The sequence below is a fragment of the Streptococcus sp. 2100 genome (genome assembly GCF_013276335.1).
In the GTDB taxonomy this organism is placed as follows: domain Bacteria; phylum Bacillota; class Bacilli; order Lactobacillales; family Streptococcaceae; genus Streptococcus; species Streptococcus pseudopneumoniae.
In genome coordinates this window covers 1-18,777 of record NZ_VMKV01000026.1, presented here as the reverse complement: position 1 = coordinate 18,777, position 18,777 = coordinate 1, and the positions used below count along the sequence as shown (strand labels likewise).

18 protein-coding genes and 3 pseudogenes are annotated in these 18,777 nt (G+C 38.9%); 1 reads left to right on the top strand and 20 read right to left on the bottom strand.

The window, feature by feature from the left end:
* Positions 1-232: 232 nt before the first annotated feature.
* The 20 genes and pseudogenes from HT669_RS04605 to HT669_RS04510 all read right to left on the bottom strand — a co-directional run bounded on the left by HT669_RS04605 (position 233) and on the right by HT669_RS04510 (position 18,278).
* A complete protein-coding gene (locus HT669_RS04605) occupies positions 233-643 on the bottom strand; it encodes an MORN repeat-containing protein (RefSeq protein ID WP_020902388.1) in 411 nt (136 codons plus the stop codon).
* Entirely contained in the window at positions 630-1,073 is a 444-nt protein-coding gene (locus HT669_RS04600; RefSeq protein WP_101514721.1) for a low molecular weight protein-tyrosine-phosphatase, read from the bottom strand. The genes HT669_RS04605 and HT669_RS04600 overlap by 14 nt, the downstream gene beginning before the upstream one ends.
* A gap of 46 nt (positions 1,074-1,119) precedes the next feature.
* The gene (gene yajC / locus HT669_RS04595; protein WP_023937006.1) at positions 1,120-1,419 is read right to left on the bottom strand and encodes a preprotein translocase subunit YajC; all 300 of its coding nucleotides are present in this window, start codon (positions 1,417-1,419) and stop codon (positions 1,120-1,122) included.
* Between the two features lie 116 nt (positions 1,420-1,535).
* Complete coding sequence (gene tkt, locus HT669_RS04590; RefSeq protein ID WP_101514720.1) at positions 1,536-3,512, bottom strand: transketolase; 1,977 nt, start codon at positions 3,510-3,512, stop codon at positions 1,536-1,538.
* A gap of 113 nt (positions 3,513-3,625) precedes the next feature.
* The gene (gene ulaG / locus HT669_RS04585; protein WP_001134220.1) at positions 3,626-4,717 is read right to left on the bottom strand and encodes an L-ascorbate 6-phosphate lactonase; all 1,092 of its coding nucleotides are present in this window, start codon (positions 4,715-4,717) and stop codon (positions 3,626-3,628) included.
* Positions 4,718-4,828: 111 nt separating this feature from the next.
* A pseudogene (locus HT669_RS04580) lies at positions 4,829-6,502 on the bottom strand (transcription antiterminator).
* A gap of 176 nt (positions 6,503-6,678) precedes the next feature.
* On the bottom strand, positions 6,679-7,383 hold the full coding sequence (locus HT669_RS04575; RefSeq protein ID WP_001077556.1) for an L-ribulose-5-phosphate 4-epimerase: 705 nt from the start codon (positions 7,381-7,383) through the stop codon (positions 6,679-6,681).
* 1 nt (position 7,384) lies between these two features.
* On the bottom strand, positions 7,385-8,248 hold the full coding sequence (locus tag HT669_RS04570) for an L-ribulose-5-phosphate 3-epimerase (protein ID WP_023939873.1): 864 nt from the start codon (positions 8,246-8,248) through the stop codon (positions 7,385-7,387).
* A 3-nt stretch (positions 8,249-8,251) separates the two neighbouring features.
* Positions 8,252-8,917, bottom strand: coding sequence for a 3-keto-L-gulonate-6-phosphate decarboxylase UlaD (locus HT669_RS04565; RefSeq protein WP_000166727.1), 666 nt, complete (start codon positions 8,915-8,917; stop codon positions 8,252-8,254).
* A 16-nt stretch (positions 8,918-8,933) separates the two neighbouring features.
* Positions 8,934-9,419: a PTS sugar transporter subunit IIA gene (locus HT669_RS04560; protein WP_023939875.1), complete on the bottom strand. Its 486-nt coding sequence runs from the start codon at positions 9,417-9,419 to the stop codon at positions 8,934-8,936.
* A gap of 76 nt (positions 9,420-9,495) precedes the next feature.
* Complete coding sequence (locus HT669_RS04555) at positions 9,496-9,777, bottom strand: PTS sugar transporter subunit IIB (RefSeq protein WP_000241469.1); 282 nt, start codon at positions 9,775-9,777, stop codon at positions 9,496-9,498.
* A gap of 22 nt (positions 9,778-9,799) precedes the next feature.
* A complete protein-coding gene (locus HT669_RS04550; RefSeq protein WP_023939877.1) occupies positions 9,800-11,257 on the bottom strand; it encodes a PTS ascorbate transporter subunit IIC in 1,458 nt (485 codons plus the stop codon).
* A 130-nt stretch (positions 11,258-11,387) separates the two neighbouring features.
* Complete coding sequence (locus HT669_RS04545) at positions 11,388-12,011, bottom strand: hypothetical protein (RefSeq protein WP_023939878.1); 624 nt, start codon at positions 12,009-12,011, stop codon at positions 11,388-11,390.
* A 50-nt stretch (positions 12,012-12,061) separates the two neighbouring features.
* Entirely contained in the window at positions 12,062-13,048 is a 987-nt protein-coding gene (jag, locus tag HT669_RS04540) for an RNA-binding cell elongation regulator Jag/EloR (RefSeq protein WP_172933644.1), read from the bottom strand.
* 17 nt (positions 13,049-13,065) lie between these two features.
* Positions 13,066-13,890 carry a membrane protein insertase YidC gene (locus tag HT669_RS04535; RefSeq protein ID WP_207759465.1) on the bottom strand — a complete coding sequence of 275 codons (825 nt, stop codon included), beginning with the start codon at positions 13,888-13,890 and terminating at the stop codon, positions 13,066-13,068.
* Positions 13,865-14,236: a ribonuclease P protein component gene (gene rnpA, locus HT669_RS04530; RefSeq protein ID WP_023939883.1), complete on the bottom strand. Its 372-nt coding sequence runs from the start codon at positions 14,234-14,236 to the stop codon at positions 13,865-13,867. Before rnpA ends, HT669_RS04535 begins: the two co-directional genes overlap by 26 nt.
* 326 nt (positions 14,237-14,562) lie before the next feature.
* Positions 14,563-15,108 carry a hypothetical protein gene (locus HT669_RS04525; RefSeq protein ID WP_050223352.1) on the bottom strand — a complete coding sequence of 182 codons (546 nt, stop codon included), beginning with the start codon at positions 15,106-15,108 and terminating at the stop codon, positions 14,563-14,565.
* Between the two features lie 5 nt (positions 15,109-15,113).
* A pseudogene (locus HT669_RS11505) lies at positions 15,114-15,569 on the bottom strand (hypothetical protein).
* Positions 15,570-16,084: 515 nt separating this feature from the next.
* Positions 16,085-17,275: an acetate kinase gene (locus tag HT669_RS04515; protein WP_023937040.1), complete on the bottom strand. Its 1,191-nt coding sequence runs from the start codon at positions 17,273-17,275 to the stop codon at positions 16,085-16,087.
* A 49-nt stretch (positions 17,276-17,324) separates the two neighbouring features.
* On the bottom strand, positions 17,325-18,278 hold the full coding sequence (locus tag HT669_RS04510; protein ID WP_023939886.1) for a class I SAM-dependent methyltransferase: 954 nt from the start codon (positions 18,276-18,278) through the stop codon (positions 17,325-17,327).
* 347 nt (positions 18,279-18,625) lie between these two features.
* On the opposite strand from HT669_RS04510, the pseudogene HT669_RS04505 reads away from it, so the two are divergent.
* Positions 18,626-18,777 (top strand): annotated as a pseudogene (locus HT669_RS04505) (IS5/IS1182 family transposase); the annotation flags it as partial.

Sequence of the window (18,777 nt, the reverse complement as noted above, 5' to 3'; positions counted from 1 at the left end):
TTATTTCAACTTTGTAAACAGTTTCATAAACATTTCACAAAGAATTTTTAAACTCTTGTGAAACTTTTCTCATTTTCTTTTCTTATCAGGTTTTATCTTTGAAGTTTGTGAAATTTATTTCAAATATTTTTTATTTCACAAACTTGCTTGGAAGAGGGATTTGGAAAGAAAAGGATTTGCAAGTAAGCGCTTACTTAAAACTTCTAACAATACCTCCTTTGATAAGGAGGCTTTATTTTTGTTGAAAAACCCCTTGTTTAAAAGTCCCTTCATAAACAACTTCTTGTTCTGTTGTTAGTTTTCCTTTTCCTTCAGCCTGACCATTTACAAAATCACCTTCGTAGGTCCAACCTTCTTTAGATTGAAAAGTACCTTTTCCATTGAAGGCTCCATTGTTGAAGCCACCTGTATATTGGTCTCCATTTTGGAAGGTAATGGTACCTTGCCCATTCATTTTACCACGGACAAGACTGCCATCGTAAACAATCGTTCCATTATCAAGCTTTAGAACACCTTTTCCGGGAATATTTAGAAAAAAGACGAGTACAGCACAAAAAACAATGGTAACTACTGCTAAAAGCTCTAAACGTGGACGAGTCAGATACACTCGATACTTTTCATAAAAATTCTTAAGATTTTCCACCTTCACTCTCCTTTTCTAAACGTTCTAACCATGCTTGACAACCCTCCTGAACACGTCGATAGGTTTCCTCAAAATCTCCTGTATACCAAGGGTCTGGAACACTTTCAGATGCAAATGAGCAAATCTTATCTTGACAGTCTGCTGGACACATCTGACGTAAGTCAGAAATATTTGAAGCGTCCATTCCGATAATATAATCAAAGGCTTCAAAATCTTCCTTACTAATCTGAAGCGATGTCTTGTTCTTGTCATGAGGAATCTCATACTGTTGAAAAATTCCCTGAGTCCCCTTATGAATCGGATTGCCATGTTCCCAAGAGGAAGTTGCTCGACTTTGGATTTCGTAGTTATCTGTCATTGATTTCATAACAAACTCGGCCATAGGGCTACGGCAAATATTTCCCAGACAGACAAAGACTAATTTTTTCATCCCACTTCCTTTCTTTTATAGAAAAACGGGAGTTCGTGATCCCGTCTTATTTTTCAATTGCGCCTTCTAGTGAAGCTGTTTCTTTCAGCGGTAATACTGTCTTGATAGCAGCTAGTTCAAAAGTCAAGTAAACTCCATCTACGTCAAGAACAATTGTTCCCTTCTCCGTATCTACTTCATCGACTGTTCCATAAAGGCCCCCGATTGTAATCACTTCATAGCCTTTTTGTAATTTATTCAAGCTTTCCATACGCTTTTGTGCTTGTTTCTTTTGAGAGCGTTGCGTAAAGAACATCAAGCCCACCATAGCCACAAGAATGATTAAAAATGTATATTGTGATTCCATTATATTCTCCTTTGTCTTTTACATAGAACTACTATATCAAATTTCAGTTACTTTTACAAGATTGTACCTTGCTTTTCTAGTAAGAAAAACCAGAGCTTGCGCCCTGATTTTTAGGATTATTTCAAGTTTTGAACAACTTTTACAAGATTTTCTACAGTAAAGCCATATTCTGCCAATACTTTTGGTGCTGGGGCAGAGGCTCCGAAGGTATCAATACCTAGAACGGCACCATCAAGACCAACGTATTTGTACCAGCTTTGAGTTGCACCCATTTCGACTGCAACACGACGGCGGACTGCATTTGGAAGAATTTCTTCCTTGTATGCTGTATCTTGTTTATCAAAGACATCTGTAGATGGCATGCTGACTACGCGGACTTTTGCACCTTGACTAGCCAATTCTTTGGCAGCTGAGACAGCAAGATTAACCTCTGAACCTGTCGCAATCAAGATCGTATCAAAGTCTGCTGCATTTTCATAGACAACATAGGCACCTTTTGCAACCTTGTCGAAGTCTGTTCCATCTTCAACAATCAAGTTCTGGCGTGTCAAGACAAGGGCAGTTGGTGTTTTCTCACTTGTCACTGCAAGGTACCAAGCTGCTTGCGTTTCACGCGCATCTGCTGGACGGAAAACATTTAGATTTGGCATAGCACGAAGACCGGCTAAGTGTTCAACTGGTTCATGAGTTGGACCGTCTTCCCCAACTGCGATTGAATCGTGGGTAAAGACATAAGTCACAGGAAGTCCTTGTAAGGCTGACAAGCGAACAGCTGCTTTCACATAGTCAGAGAAGACGAAGAAAGTACCACCGTATACACGAAGTCCACCGTGAAGAGCCATCCCGTTCAAGATCGTTCCCATTGCAAATTCACGAACACCAAACTGAATGTTGCGGTTCAAGCGATTGGCATCGTCTTGAAGTCCGTCAGTCTTGATATAAGTCATGTTTGAGTGAGCTAGGTCAGCTGATCCACCTAGGAAGGTTGGTAATTTAGCTGCCACAACATTCAAGGCGTCTTGACTTGAATTACGAGTTGCTTGAGAAAAACCATTTTCTAAAGCTGGGAAGTCTGCTGGAGTCACTTCGACTGGATCACGTCCGTCGATGATGGCTTCTACTTCTGCAGCCAGTTCTGGATGAGCTTCTTTATAATCTGCAACTAATTTAGTCCAAGCTTGATAAGCTGATGCGCCACGGTCTGCAACATGTTCTTTGAAATCAGCATATACTTGTTCTGGAATTTCAAATGGTTCGTAGTCCCAACCGAGGGCTTGACGAGTTGATGCAGTTTCATCTGCTCCAAGAGGGGCGCCGTGTACAGCATTAGTTCCTTGTTTGTTTGGAGAACCGTATCCAATAACCGTCTTCACTTCAATCAAAGATGGCTTGCCTGAAGCTTTTGCTGTTTCGATAGCAGCATGGATGGCTTCCAAGTCTGTTCCATTTTCAACCAAGGCAGTATGCCAACCGTAGGCATTGTAACGGTCACGAACACTTTCTGTAAAGGAATCCTTTGTCTCACCATCCAAGTTGATATCATTTGAATCATAAAGAACAACCAACTTATCCAGTTTTTGCAAACCTGCGTATGAAGCTGCCTCGCTTGAGACACCTTCCATCAAGTCTCCGTCTCCACAGATAACGTAAGTATAGTGGTCAAAGATATTGTAGCCTTCACGGTTATATTTGGCTGCCAAGAAACGTTCTGCTTGGGCAAAACCAGTAGCAGTTGAAATCCCTTGCCCTAGAGGACCTGTCGTAGCATCAATCCCTGCCGTATGACCAAATTCTGGGTGACCTGGTGTTTTTGAACCCCATTGACGGAAACTCTTGATTTCATCCATACTAACATCTTCAAAACCAGAAAGGTGAAGAAGAGCATAAAGGAGCATTGAACCATGACCTGCTGAAAGAATAAAGCGGTCGCGGTTAATCCAGTTTGGTTGAGCTGGATTGATATGAAGTTGTTTTGTAAAGAGGCTGTAAGCCATCGGAGCCGCTCCCATAACCACACCTGGATGACCTGAGTTGGCTTTGTTGATGGCGTCAATACCTAGGAAACGAATTGCATTAACAGATAGATTTGACATAGAATTTCCTTTCTATTTGAGGTGATTATTGAATCACACATTCTATTCTACTATTATATGAAAATTATCCGTATCATGCAACATACGGATAACCTCCAAAGAATATTTTTATATTATAGCAAAGCTTTAAATTGAATGTTAGAGTCTTGTTCAAAACAATCGTCAAAACCACGTGGATGATGGTATTCTACTAAGTGTTGATCTTGAGGATAAGTATACTTACCGCCAACTTCCCAGATAAATGGATGGAAATCGTATTGCAAGCGATCTTTTCGCATTTTCCAAAGTTCTAGAATCTCATTAGTAGAAGCCATGAAGTTAGACCAGATATCATAGTGAACTGGGATAATGACTTTGGTACGCAGATTTTCTGCCATACGAAGAAGGTCGATAGATGTCATTTTGTCTTGGATACCTACCGGATTTTCACCATAGTTATTCAAAGCAACATCAATTTTAAAGTCTTTACCATGTTTTGCAAAATAGTTTGAGAAGTGAGAATCTGCACCATGATAGATGGTTCCACCTGGTGTTTCAAAGATATAGTTAACAGCCTTTTGAGCCATTTCTTCATCTGTAACAGCCAAGCCAGCAAGTTCACCGCCTGTCTCATCAGCACCGTTCACTGGGAGAGTTACCAAGCAAGTACGGTCAAATGATTCTACTGCATGAATCTTCATATCTTTTAATTCGATAGTGTCACCTGGCTTCACAACGATGATACGTTCTTTTGGAACCCCCCATCCTTCCCAGATTCGTCCACAGTGGTAAGGACCGATAAACTTAACATGCTCTAACTTAGGATTGTTGAGAATTGCTGCAGCTGTGTATGGGTCGATATGATCACTGTGGAAGTGTGAAACTAAGTAATAGTCTAGTTCGTTGATAGCAAATGGATCGATAACCATTGGCTGAACACGCAAGTTTGGTTGCAACTTACGAACACCTGCCATATTTGCCATTTGGTGCCCACGAACCATATCTTTCACTTTTTTGGTTGATTTTCCACGGTTTGACCAAAGGTCCATGACAACGTTAGCACCAGCTGGTGTCTTAATCCAAGTACCACAGTTGCCTAGCCACCACATGGCAAAGTTGCCTTCAGGTACGACTTCTTCTTCGATTTCTTCGTTCAACCATGTTCCCCACTCTGGGAAAGTGGCTAAAATCCATGACTCTCTTGTAATTTCTTTGACGTTTGGCATATGTCGCCTCCTTTGGATATAATTGTTATCTTTGAGATTAGTATACCACCCTTCAAAACACTAAAAAAGACCAAGAAAAACACAGGTTTGTGTTCATCATTGGACTGTCCTTCAAATATCTTCCAAAAAAGCTTGAACTACTATTTCTTGATTTATAAGTGTTTGAACCTCTTCTTGGAACTTACTAGCCAACTTGCTGTCTGCAATATAAGACGAAATAAGACTAGAAAGATTTTCACTGAAACTTTTGCCCTCATTACCAAATATATTGTGTTTAAGATAGTCTAGCATTCTCAAAATATCTTCTGCTTCAAGGATAGGATTAACCCTTAAAATCGGAAATCTGCTATCCAAATCATCATTAGTAGTAATCACTACATCAACTTGTGCAATATCTTCCACACTCTTAAATTGTTCTGTTGTAAATACAGTGTCAATTTGCTCATTTGGAAAATAAAGTTTGCATTGTTTCAGCAAAAGTCTCGAAACCGCAACACCTTCATCACAAACAAGATAAACTTTTTTCATATTTTTTTGAGACGATGGTGTATACTTTAAAAATCCTCCAATATGAATCGTCAAATAGGCAATATCATCGTCTGTTAGCCGAATAAACCATGCTCCTTCTAAAATTTCCGCAGATTTTCTAGTGACTAAAAATAATTCTCCATACTTGGATCGAATTTGTTTTGTTAGAGGATTTTTAGAAAAAATACCGTAAGTCTTTCTAAATAACAAGGCTTTACAGTGGATCATCAAATTTCGTAACAAATCATCCTTGTTCTCAATCTCCATTCGGATTTGTGATTCAAAATACCAGATAAATTCTTCTAAAGCAAGTTTTAATTGCCGAAAATCATCACTTTCTGCATGAATATCCAAATCTTTACGATAGGAGAGGAGGAGAACAGCTACAAGAGAAACTTCAAGTCCTGACAAAGAAATTTCAAACTTTTGAAACAACCGTTCTCCTAGCTTCTTAGACACCTGATACTCTATTCTTTTTCTTATCAAAGAAAATTCTTTCTCTATATCCTGATGTCTTTCTTGATACTGTTCAACATTATGACAGCTTAACAGCAAATAAGGTAGAACCTGCAACATAAAAGTTATTTCATGATGGTTTATTTTCTTCCCTAAATCTTGTTCAACTAAAGGAACCTGTTCCTTAAAAAATTGGTTCATTTCAACAGAAAGCAAACACTAATCATCTAACCTCTCTTTCATCTTATCTTCTAAAATAGATACAAAAGTGGCATTTTCTTCCATAAAAATATGATATAGAAGCGATTGAAGATACTGAATTTTATTAAGAGGGTGGGCATGAAGGTGGTATCCCTGTGACTTGCTCACTTGCAAGATCACCTGATATTGTTCCAAAGTTAGTTGATAACGAATACTATTCAAATCATTGAGAACAGTATTCCTAGATACCTCTGTTAACTCTATCAATTTTTCAATCGTAATACGTTCTTTAGAAATACCTATCCATAGTAACATTATCATCATACGTTCATGCGCACTCATGATATAATCGTACGAATCTACTTCCGATAATAGTTTACAACAAGCATCTCTCTGCTCTTCCGTTAAGTGAATACCAATTCGTGGAATACTAATGATGTGAAGCGCCTCGTCAACCAGAGCAGCATTGATTTTGTCAATGTGATAATAAATTTTCCTTCTTGACTCTTTCAAATCTTTCGAAATCGCCATAATCGTTTTGGACGTTTCTTGATCCATCAAATATTGAAGCAAATCACAACTTGCCTTATCCAGTACCATATTAAAAAATCCCCCAAATCTATTGATATCACAGCAATTCTTTTTATTTTACCATATATATCAAGCGCTATTTCTAAAAAATCTTTCAAAATTACTTCAACTCCAACTTTACTCTCAATAAAAATCAAATGTAAAAAGAGGAGCTAAATTTATCTTTTTCTCCTCCTTCATCGTTCTTACTTTTGACCATAATAAGCATTTGGTCCATGTTTACGTTGGTAGTGTTTTTCTAGTATGTACTGGGGAGCAGGTCCAACTCTTGGATTGATTTGTTCTGTAAAGCGATTCATCTTTGATACTTCCTCTAGTACGACAGAGTGATAAACAGCATTCTCTGGATTTTTGCCCCAGGTGAATGGACCGTGATTGCGTACAACAATTCCTGGTACTTCAACCGGGTTAAGTCCGCGATGTTCAAACTCTTCTACGATAACCAGGCCAGTATCTTTTTCATAGGCCACTTCTACTTCGTCCTTGGTCAAACTACGGGCGCAAGGGATTGAACCGTAGAAATAATCTGCATGGGTTGTTCCGTAGAAAGGAATATCACGACCTGCCTGAGCCCAACCAACAGCTTCTGTCGAATGGGTGTGAACCACACTACCAATTTCTGACCAAGCCTTATATAATTGCACATGAGTTGGGAGGTCGGAAGATGGTCTTAAATCCCCTTCTAGGATCTTACCATCTAGATCAGTCACTACCATGTTTTCAGGTGTCAATTCGTCATAATCCACGCCTGATGGTTTGATAACAATGACACCGAGTTCGCGATTGACTTCCGATACATTCCCCCAGGTAAATTTGACAAGTCCATGTTTTGGCAATGATTGATTGGCATCACAGACTCGTTTACGCATAGCATTGATTACTTGATTCATCTTACATCAAACCTGCTTTCTTAATGAGTGGATAGAGAAAAGCTTGCGCCTCTTGAATGGCTGCGCGTGTTTCTTCTACTGTTTCACAATTTTCAGACCACATTTCGATTAGGAAAGGTCCATTATAATTGGTTTCCTTTAAAATATCGAAAGCTTCTTCCCATTTGACACAACCTTGCCCGAAAGGTACATCTCGGAACTGGCCCTTTGAACTTTCTGTCACTGCATAAGTATCCTTGAGATGGAGAGCTGCGATGGCATGATGACCAAGATAAAACTCACTATAGATATCATTATGCCATGCAGACACATTACCAATATCTGGATATACAAAGAGGAAGGGAGAGTCAATCTCTTTTTCTATAGCCAAATATTTTTCGATGCTATTGATGAAAGGATCATCCATAATTTCAATAGCAAGTACCACCTGAGCTTCTTCAGCCCAGTCACAGGCTTTTCTCAAATTTTTGATAAAACGTTGGCGTGTCTGGGGTGACTTTTCCTCATAGTAAACATCGTAACCAGCTAATTGAATCGTACGAACTCCCAAGTCTTGAGCTAATTCGATACATTTTTTCATGAGTTCTAGAGATTTTTCCTCTAGAACTGGATCTTTTGATCCCAATGGGTAGCGACGATGGCCTGAAAAACAGATAGAAGGAATACGAACACCAGTTTCATAAATCGCTTTGACAACTTCCAAGCGCTCTTCCTTGCTCCAGTCAAGTCTTACTAAACGCTCGTCACGTTCATCAATAGACATCTCGACAAAATCAAAGCCTAACTCCTTGGCAAAATTTAAACGTTCTAGCCAAGTAAAGTGTGTCGGGGTTGCCTTCTCATAAATTCCAATCGGACGTGCCATGGTTTACCCCCAAATTCGTTTGATTTCATCCTTGAAGGCACGCGCTGCTCCTGCTGGATCCGCAGCCTCCGTAATTCCACGACCTGCGATAAAGGTAAAGACATCAACGCCTTCAAAGAGTTTGAGAGTATCTACATCTAGACCACCGGTTACAGAAACTCGGAAGCCCATGTCAATGAGTTTTTTAACCTTATTAAGGTCTTTTTCACCCCAAGTTTCACCAGCAAGAAGGGCATCACGAGATTGGTGATAGATAGCTTGTGAGATACCTGCATCTAGCCAAAGCTGAGCTTGTTCAAAAGTCCAATCGCCATAAAGCTCGATCTGGATTTCGCCTCGTTCCCCTCGTTCAGTCTTGATAGCCTTTAGAGCTGCTTCCATAGTAGGGATGGTTGCACAACAGATACAAGTCATCCAGTCTGCTCCACGAACCGCATTATTTTTAGCAACTGTTCCACCAGCATCAGCACATTTTGTGTCTGCCACAATAATCTTATCTGGGAAAAGGCTACGCAAGACTTCAGCCAGTTCACTTCCAACTTGAAGCAAGCAAACAGTTCCAGCTTCGATAATATCTACTTCCTGACCAACAGAAACAGCTGCTTTAATCGCTCCTTGCAAGTCTGAATGGTCTAATGCAACTTGTAAATTAGGTATTCTTTTTGTCATTTCTTTATTCCTCTTTCTAACTTTCCAAATCCAATCCTTCGAGATAAGGGCTATCCTTAGATTCTTCAATCATAGCCAAGACATCTTCTTTAGTCTGGCAAGCCTGTAAACGTGCAATAGAATCTTCTAATTCAAACAGGGCAATAATTTGTGGAATGGCTACACTTGTGTGAATTTTTGAGCTTGTTGCTGCTAGTGCCAACAAAACAGATACCTCTTTCCCATCTGAAAATACAACAGGATTTTGTAAGGTAATCAATGAAAAGGCATCACTTTGCACACCAGCTTCAGGTCTAGCGTGGGGCATAGCCATACCTGGCATCAAGATATAGTAAGGCCCATACTCTTCAGTCGATTCAATGATAGCATCGTAATACTCTGGCAAAATTGCCCCACTTTCAATCAAGGGATCTACTGCTACCTTGACTGCTTCTTTCCAATCCTTAGCCTCTAAACCTAGTCGGATCGAGTCATTGTCAATTAAAGCTTGTTTTAAATTCATATCTGCCTCCTTTATTTAAAGAGGGAGAAGGACAGAAACGATAACTCTCAGTTTCTGTCCAGCCCCCTCCAACCTTTTACTGTAGTGCTTGACTGAGTTTTTCGGTGATTTCTTTATCATCCATCAAGTTATCAAGCCCAATTAACTTCCCATTAGTTCGCCCTTCCAATTCTTGAATCAAATGAAGGGAAGCGATTACGATGTCATATCCTACTGCTAAACCTTTAGCTTCACCGACACTGCATGAATTGACTGTAAAATCTGTTTGATTAAGCTTACGGAGAGCATTTTCAACCTTCATCTTGATAACCATTGATGAACCCATTCCATTTCCGCACGCTGCTAATACTTTAACCATTTTATTTCTCCTTTTCTAGATACTAAGCTTCTTCTTGAACTTCACCGTTGTAATATTTCTCTTTATCTTTTGCTTTGGCAAATTGAAGTTGAGGAATAACAAGCAAGAAGAGACACACAAGTACATAACCAACAATAGCAAGGTATTTGAAGATATATCCAAATCCAAGCCATGGGAATTCAAAGTCGATATTTCCATGGTAGCCACCATAAGATGCCAAATCGAGAAGAGCCACACAAAGAGCTCCTAGAGCAACTTGAAGGACACCTGATATAAAGGAAAGGATAACAGCCGCTTTCCATCCGCCGCGTTTATCAGCGTAGACCGCAATGGCTGCATTGTCAAAGAACACTGGTACAAATCCTGTAATAATAAGAATCGGATTTTTAAAGACGATGAGCAAAACAATTGTAATCAATTGACCAATCAAACCAAAGGTAAATCCTGACAAGACAGCATTTGGAGAACCAAATCCATAAGAAGCTGCAACGTCAACCGCTGGGAATGAACCTGGCAACAATTTGTTTGAAATACCTTGGAAGGCGTTTGTCAACTCAGATACGAACATTCGGACACCTTGCATCAAAACGAACAGGTAAACTGAGAAGGTAAAGGCTGTTTGGATAATGTACATAAAGAAATCTTGTTTAGCAGGATTGAATAGAGTTCCTGAAGTGATGACTTCTTTATTAGACATAATGTCTGGATCCAAGATTAAAAGAATGACTCCGAAGAATACGAGCATCAAGGTAGCAGATGCAACAACTGTATCGTGGAAGATTGAGAGGAACTTAGGTAATTTAAGATTGTCTAAACTTTCTTCTTTCTTACCAAAGCGTCCTGCTACTTTATCTACAAACCAGATTGCAAATTGCTGTTGGTGACCAATCGCAAATCCGCCACCACCAGTCAAGCGTTGAGTTGCCTCAACAGTCATATTTGAACTAACTGCCCAGTAAAGTCCACAGATGATACCAATCGCTGCTGTACCGTAAGCATTGCGCAATTGTGGTACTAAGAATAGAACCATAAGAGATACTGTTGCAGCTTGTTGTACCATGATGTGACCAGTAATAAAGAGGGTTCTTACCTTCGTAATCTTTCGAAGAGCTACGAGCAAGATATTTATTCCGAAACCAATCAATAGAGCTGTAGTTGCAGTTCCAACAAAATCTGGAAACTCTGCTGCAATTTTGTTGTTTGCTGCAGCAAGTCCAAAGTAAGGGTCGATAACCGCTGCACCAATTTGGAATTTGTAGTTAAGGGCTGCTAAGATTGGACGGAAGGTTGTAACCAAACCACCAGCACCCACGTTAAGCAACATATACCCTACTGTTGCTTTAACAAACCCTGAGAAAACGTCATGGGCAGGTTTTTTCAAAAGTGCGTATCCTATCAACACCAATAAACCTACGAAAAATGCGGGATTCTGCAAAATATTGCTAGAAAACCAATTTAGAACACTTGAAACGACTTCCATAATTGTTCTCCTTTTGAATTGTTTTTGTAAGTTTATTATATAATGCGAAAGCGCAAACAAAAAGACCAAGAATTACACAGCGGACTGTTCACTCTTGGACTGTATGATTTATGATGTTTTACAAATTATCTTATTTTCTCGTAGCTAGATAATAGGGAAGAATTTTAGAATAAGACTTCAATAAGCCTTCTACGATTTCTTCTTCAGACGAATTTTCTGTCACAGGAACGTCTGCCTTCACTAAAACTTTACGGACTTCTTGGCTGCCTATCTTCTCGACTAAAGTGCGACGATTTTCTTCGTTCGCCTCCCACCGTTGACTTTGGCCATCAGAGTAGGCTAGATAATAAATTCCTTTAACGGTTGGAATGTCTAAAATCTTGGCCTGTTTCTCTAAAGTTTGCTCATCCTTCTTACGTTCGATGAAACTGACTTCCAAAGAAATTCCAAAGTCAGTAGATATCCCATACAAACGTAAGGCCATCATAGGTTCTGTCACTTGTCCGTCTCTCTGTAAATAAACCCAAAAATGTGGTCGTAAACGTTGCACCTGATTCATCCACTGGCTAGTCTGTTGTAGTTCCCATTCTGGATGGCTTGCTTGAAATACTTTAGCCAGTTCTGTAAAAGCCTTTCGTGCCTCTTGACCTTTGTGGCGGAATTCCAGCATCTTCTCTCGTTCTGCTCCCGCTTTATCAGGATTACGGTACTGCAAACCAGCAAAATCTAAATAGTCTCTTATCTTATTCAACATCCGTTTCATCTCCTCTAGCTAGCAAAAAATCAGGTCAAGCCTGATTTTACTTATTCTGTATCTACAACGACATAGCGATTTGGCTCATCACCCTCAGAGTAACTGGTCACGCCATCCATACGTGAAATAATACGGTGGATAATCTTGCGTTCACTATTCGACATTGGATCTGTTTGATGACTGCGTCCTTCTTCTAAAACACGAGTCGCCAATTTTTGCGCATAGGTCTGCAAGACTTCTGCACGGTGTTCAACATAATCATTGACATTGATAGTAATGTAGAAAGTTCTTGAATAGCGGTTGTAAAGATAATTTTGAGCCAACAGTTGCAAGGCCTTCAAGACTTTACCATGGTAGCCGATAATACGACCTGGTTCGTTAGTGTCAATTTGCAAATTGATACTACGACGGTTATAATCATTTGAAAGTGTAGCTTCAACATCCATGTCATCCACAATTGCTTGAACATAGGCAGTCACATCCGTAGCCACCTGGACAATATCAAAGCTCGGTTCAACTTTCAAGCCCATCTCTGTCAAGTCTTGATTTTCAGTTTGGTCTTGCTCAGTTTCAAGGTCATCAGCGCCCGCTTCTTCCCTCATCGCTTCCTCGATTTGAAGTTCATTTAAAATCTCAATGTGACCAGTTTCTTCCAAGATAGTGCTGGCATGTCTTTCATGTTTTAAGATTTCAGCCTTGACTTCATCAGAAATACCTTGGCCTTCCTCTTCAATCTTTTTAATTGCCTCTACAACATGACCCAAATCAACAGTTGCTTCACTCACCGTCTTCACAGGCTCGTTCAAATCATTGATTTTTTTCGGAACGCCTTTTACTGCCTGTTGGTTTGCTTTGACAACAGTCGTTTCACTAATCGCTTCAATGTCCACTTGGGCTGGTTTTTTACCAAATAAACCAAGAAAGCCTTTTTTCTCCCTAGAAATGACTTTAATATGTGCCTTCTTCCTTGGAATATCTAATTCTTTCAATCCTTTCTGGATCGCTTCTTCAACAGTTGAACCTGTAAATACTACCATTACCAGATTCCTCCTTATTATTTCGTTTTCTGAGCCTTTTTCTTGGCTTTTCTTTTTCTATTTTCCAAATCTTTCTGTGCCTGAACTACTGCCTCTCGCTCTGCGATAATCTTGAATGGATTGTTCAAGAAATAGGTTTGCAAGACTTGGTAAGCATTGGACACTGTCCAGTATAGGGCGACTCCACCTGGCGCATAAACTGCAAAGATAAAAATCAAGACTGGAATCCCATACATCATCGCAGTCGTAGCGCCATTACGCTCAGACAAGGCTTTGTTGGACAACCAAGTACTTAAAAAGGTAAATACTGCTGCTAAAATCGGGAGAACAAGGGTTGTATCCATACCACCAAGGTTAATCCATAAGAAATGACCTGTCTTCAAAAAGTCAACTCTTGATAGAGCTTGGAACAAGGCCAAAATAACCGGCATCTGAATCAAAATCGGCCAAAGAGAATCTGACTGTCTGACACCCATTTCTTTAAAGACTTTACGCATTTCTTGCTCTAGCTTGGTTCTGCTCTCCATATCTCGACCTGGATATTGTTCTCGAAGCGCCTTAATGCGTGGTTGAGCTTCTTGCATTTTTCTAGAAGCCACCATTTGCACTTGAAAGACTGGCAAGAGGACTGTACGAATCAAGACCGTAAAGAGAATAATCCCCACTCCGATACTGATATCAAACGATAAAAAGCGAATGATTTCCGCAAAGAAGTAAACAAATTTACTCCAAAAATCAGCCGATTCGGCTGTAATATCGCTAGTTGTCCCATTAGTCGCACAGGCTGTCATGATAAATAGAGACAGTCCTAGCAAACTAGTCAACTGTAGTTTCTTTTTCACTCCCATTTCCTTCCTGGTAAATCTTTGATAATTTTAATACGTGGAGTAGATTTTTCTCCATCTCTGCGTATCCCAAGGTTTCGACTCCTTTTCGAGCAATGACAACAAAGTCGACATCTTCTACCAGACTCCCTTTTACATTCTGGATAATATGTCTAATTCGTCGCTTGATTTGATTTCTAGTGACGGCATTCCCCAGTTTTTTGCTGACTGATAGACCTACTCGAAAATGGTTTTTCTGGTTTTCTAGTTGGTAGACAACAAATTTACGATTAGCAAAACTTGTCCCCTCCTTGAAAATCGCCTTAAAATCTTTCTCTCTTTTTACACGAAAGTTTTTCTTCAAAACTCAACTCCATCTATTAAATTACTACTATTATACCATATTTTTCAAAAAAGCCAATCATAGCAAGGTTTTGGACAATTCTACCAATATTCTCTTGTTTATTTTTTAATCCTTTTCGTCGTGCTTTCATTCTCTTTCTTATTGTCACAATGTCTACCGTTCCCGTAACAGTCTATACTTAAAACTTAAAAAATTTGAAGTCATTTTCCCTGTAAACACTAAAAACGACAAAATGGTTAGAAAATTTATTTTCCAACCACTTTATCACATTCATTAAAGACAGAATTATCATTTTAACATTCTTAATTACAAGTATTTAAGCATAACTAACCCCAAATAGCACATTTTCCAGCAGAGATTCCTAATTGTGCAACGATTCCTGCAACGTTACTCTTCATGCCAAATTTAGCAAGTTCCATTGCTATATATGAGGCAGCTTTGCCCCACATTTTACCTTGAATATAACTGATAATGTCCCCTCTCATTAAATCAACAAGTTCCATACCTGGAATCATACCAATCAACTCATCACGCATACATGAAACAAAATCTCTATCTTGTAAAGAGGCTTGCAAGTTTTGAACCAAATTAGGCTCTGTATAAATACGTTCAATGCCCATTACAATATACGGTGCTAAAGTGCCATAGCGTTCTGTCAATAATTCTTTATTAACATAAAGAACGCCATTCTCATAACTCGTCGCTTCTGTAAACAAGAATTTCAAATCCTTCTCTACTTCGGCAACATCAATATACTCTACAGTTGTATTTGGAACCTTTGTTTCATTAGCGTATGCAATCCCTATAAAACTCGGTACCATAATAAGCAAAGTCGTAGCAATAACAATACATTTTGTAATTATCTTTTTCATCTCATTCACTCTTTCTGAAAGAAATCGTGTTGTGCTAAATAGTCATAATGTTGTTTGTTAAATTGATACTGTCCTAAATGTTGACTGATATTACCTACATCTACTGAAAAGATGTACTGTTCACTTTGATAGTGCCATTTAATTCTAACTGTGTTCAAGACTGTGTTATAACTAAAATCTTCAACTTGACTTCAGGACATTTCAATGACTTGATTAGGCCGATTTTCAGTTACATCACTAATGTCCATCAAGTAAATCCCCTTAGATGTGAATGACATAATCTTTGGCTTCACACTCGACTGAACATAGTAGACTCCTCCTATAATGAAAAAATCAATAAAGGATTTCAGCCATGTCTTTTTCTTAAAAGCCATCAGAAAATTCCTTTGTCCCTCGATATGACAAGTTGAAAGAAATGATTCAATCTGTTTTTCTGTTGCAAATTCCATAATAGTACCCATGATGTTACCTCCATAACTATAAACCAAGAACGATACAACAGCTCTTATAACTTATTACTGTACTATTATAGCATAAATTGTAAGCGGATACAATCAAAAATTGACATAATATAAAATATTAATCGATGACACCTGTCATTCTAAGCGAAAATTAGAAATAAGTTATCTTTTATCACTTTTATAGCAAATTTAAATTACAACAGCACAATACGACTTCTAATACATTTTTAGAAATGCATTGAAATCAGCTAATTAATTTATTCACATTTTATAGTATGTTGAAATAGAATATGAACAAATTGATTGAGAAATTCATCCTCATTTTTAACAATATTTCAGAAACCGATGTATCCTATTCTTGACTCAATGTACTATATCTCAATCCACTATAACGCTTCTTAAAATCATCCACCGCTATCTATGACTTCTACCTTTCAAAGCTAGTTAAGTTTTAAAAAAGAAGCTGGAAAAATAACTTTCCCAACTCCTTGTATTGAATATTTTTTTAGTTTCACTTATTTTTTCAAGCGTTCAACATCACGGGCAATGACTAATTCTTCATCTGTTGGAATAACCAAGACACGGATCTTCGCTGCATCTGTTGAGATGTCTCCTGTCACACCAAAGATATTCTTTTCATCATCAACATCACAACCAAACCACGAAATTCCTGAGATTACATCATGACGGAAATTTTCTGCATTTTCACCAACACCTGCTGTGAAAACAATGGCATCTGCTCCGTTTAGTACTGCAAGGTACTGACCGATATGTTTTTGAATACGGTCAACATACATTTCATAAGCCAAGCTAGCGTCGTGATTCCCTTCTGCTACAGCAGCTTCTATGTCACGCATATCGCTAGAATTAGCAGAAACTCCCAAAAGACCCGATTCACGATTAAGAACACTACTGATATCTTCTGGTGTATTAAAATCCTCTGTATATTGCATTAAATAAGGAATGATAGCTGGATCAATGTCCCCTGTACGCGTTCCCATCATAATACCACCCAGAGGAGTGAAGCCCATAGAAGTATCAACAGATTTGCCGGCTTTCACAGCTGTAATTGAGCCTCCGTTACCAATATGACAGGTAATCAACTTCAAGTCTTCTAATGGACGTCCCAAGAGTTTTGCAGCTTCTCCTGCTACAAACTGGTGACTTGTACCATGAGCACCGTATTTACGAACCTTGTTTTCTGTGTAATATTTTGTTGGTAGAGGGTAGCGATAAGCTTTCTCTGGCATAGTTGCGTGGAAGGAAGTATCAAAAACAACTACACTGGTAATGTCTGGCAACAATTCCTTGAAGGCACGAACACCTGCTGCATTGGCTGGATTGTGGAGAGGAGCCAACAAGCTCAACTCTTCAACTTTTTCTAAAACATCCCCCTCAACAACTGTTGATTCTTTGAAATATTCTCCACCCGCAACAACACGGTGTCCAACACCTGTAATCTCATCATAAGCCTTGATAATATCGAAACGAATCAAGTCATCCAATAAGATTTTAACAGCTTGTGTGTGATTTTCGATATCTAAAATTTGTTGTTCAGAACGGCCATCAAATTTTACAGTTGAAATTGAATCTTTCAAACCGATACGTTCAATCAAGCCTTTCGCCAATACTTTTTCTTCTGGCATTAAGTATAATTGCCATTTTAAACTTGAACTTCCTGCATTTATTGCGATTGTTTTTGTCATTATCAATTACCTCTTTTAAGCGTTTTCAACTATTATAACAAAATCTATTTTATATTTCAGTACCTTTGCTCCAATTTTGAAAATTTTCTTTGAATTTCATTAAAATGCTTGCATCTTGCAAGCTAGCAAGTGGATACACAAAAGGCTCTACTGCTATTTCATTTTTCTTCTGTAAGATAAAAATAGTCTTAGATTGGTTGACATTGGCAAAGAGATTTTCAGGCAGACTAATCATAGCAACCAGACTCGCCTCTTCTTTCAGCCACCCTTTTAACAAATCACTTTGAGGGCTGATCAACAAATCACTCGGAGCTAGAAAAATAGCGTATCCGTCTAACTTGAGATACTTAAGCCCTTGTTCCATGAGCAAGTGATGGGCGTAAGTATATTCTTGGCTAGAAGCAACTTGATGACGCGACGCAACGGCATCATCAGGATAATAGCCGACCGGCAAGTCGCTGATGACCACATCGCTTTCTTTGAGCATTTGTGGACGAACGGCATCTCCTTGGACAAAGCCAGCCTGCAATCCGATCACGTCTGCCATGCTAGCTGCCAAATCAATCAGCAAATCATCCACTTCCATTCCCAAGTAATCCACCTTTTTATCAAGCGAGGTCAAGAAAGTAGCGCCCAGAATTCCCATGCCAGAACCCATTTCGAGGATAGTGATTTCTTCCTCTGTAAACAACTCTTCCACAATAAATACCAAAAGCAAGGCAATAGCATCTGGCGTAAACTGGTGATTAGCCTGCAGGGGCTCTGTCTGCCCAGCCTTCATCAAGAGAAACTGGTAGGTCTTGAGCCATTCTTCTTTGAGAAGCGCTAAGCGTTTAAGAACCTGATTGTTGTCTTTGACCTGATTTAGCTCAGTTTCACCGTCCAGATAGATGCTATTTTGCTCCACCAAGGCGTCATAAAAGTTGGTCGTCAAATCATTTTGGATGACTTGGACATTCTCTAGTAAATAGGTATAAGCTTGTTCAATTTTTTCAAAATCCATATTCCTATCTTACCAAATTTCCCTTCTTTTTTCCATCCTTATAGAAAATCCTATATGAAAGAGTATAAATGACAAGTTGGGCATCTAAATCTGACAGCAAAAGTTTCGTTGAATTTATTTCTATTGACTCTTGGCAGGGATGTTTATTCCGACAAATGGTCATAGAAATATAGCCGCCCAACTTCCCTAGAGAAAAAACGAAGCATGAATTGACTTACTATTTTTACAGAGTTTTCCAAGTGTTATACTAAGTTTCCATTTATATCTTTTCCCATTTTCCCAACAAAATTTTAAAGAGTTTTTATTTATTAGACTTCCTGCGAAACAAAACATGGTATAGTAGTTCTATGAATTATGAAGCAAGTAAACAACTAACTGATGCACGATTCAAGCGTCTTGTTGGTGTTCAGCGCACCACTTTTGAAGAGATGTTAGCTGTATTGAAAACAGCTTATCAAGGTAAACACGCAAAAGGGGGACGAAAACCTAAACTAAGCCT